1 pseudogene is annotated in these 506 nt (G+C 73.3%); it reads right to left on the bottom strand.

From position 1 onward, the window contains the following. A pseudogene (locus SM447_RS30100) lies at positions 1 to 506 on the bottom strand (lantibiotic dehydratase); the annotation flags it as partial.

The raw sequence follows: 506 nt of genomic DNA, 5'->3' as shown, positions 1-506 counted from the left end.
GGAAGTCGCCGGTACGCCTCGCTCATCCGCCGGGCCACCTCGACCCGGGCGTCGTCCAGCGCGGTGATCTCCTCCTGGCCGAACCAGTTCTCCTGCCGCACGTAGCGGTTGTCCGCGTCGAAGGCGCGTCGGCGCATCATCCGGCCGGTGTAGTGCTCGAAGAAGTCCTGCTGGAACTCGTGCGCGAAGGTCAGCAGGTCGTCGCAGCGCCCGCCCGCGCCGTACCGGGCCCGGAAGAAACCCCGGGTGGCGAGCCGGCGGGGCAGGTTGATGTCGAAGACCGGCATGATCGCGGCGAGGGCGCGCAGGCCGGGCAGCACGTCGCGTTCCCAGCGCGTCCGGTCGGCGACGACCGGCGCCCGGGTGTCCAGGGTGGCGTCCTCGTAGAGCAGGGTGCGCGGGGCGGGCACGTCGGGGCGACCGAGTTCGCCGTGCGCGGCGACCAGCTCGTCGCGGATCGCGTCCAGCGTCCGGCGTCGTTCGTCGACCCCCAGGGCCGCGTAGCC

The organism is Micromonospora aridisoli (genome assembly GCF_056150025.1).
This window is presented reverse-complemented; position numbering and strand designations above follow the sequence as displayed.